Origin of the sequence: Staphylococcus pasteuri, from assembly GCF_030547725.1 — a bacterium.
GTDB lineage: Bacteria > Bacillota > Bacilli > Staphylococcales > Staphylococcaceae > Staphylococcus > Staphylococcus pasteuri.
This window is the reverse complement of sequence record NZ_JAUOQO010000076.1, coordinates 1-367: the sequence shown is the minus strand read 5'-3', so window position 1 is coordinate 367 and position 367 is coordinate 1. Positions and strand designations below refer to the sequence as shown.

At 41.4% G+C, this 367-nt stretch carries 1 pseudogene; it reads left to right on the top strand.

What is annotated here, in order from left to right:
* Window positions 1–115 precede the first annotated feature (115 nt).
* Window positions 116–367, top strand: a pseudogene (locus Q4528_RS12860) (hypothetical protein); the annotation flags it as partial.

Sequence of the window (367 nt, the reverse complement as noted above, 5' to 3'; positions counted from 1 at the left end):
GCCTTATCATTTAATACCTTACATTTTAAGGCACTGTTTATTCCCGCTAGTATTTGCTTATTACTCGCCGTTTCGTATTCAATTTACAGCGCAAGAGTCAGGCATAACTCTAATAATGCTCGATAGAAAAAGCCTTCACACCCAAGCAATTGTTGATGATTTTGTGGCACCTGTTTGCGATGAGTCGGTGGATATTTTGTATCAAGACCAAGATATCTTGCTAATCAATAAACCCAGCGGTTTACTGAGTTTGTCGGGTAAAAATCCTCTCAACTGGGACTCCGTACATTATCGCTTAGTACATGGCCAAGACGGAATAAGCCCGGCTTTTCCTCAAGCATTATTGCCCCACCGATTAGATTTAGGC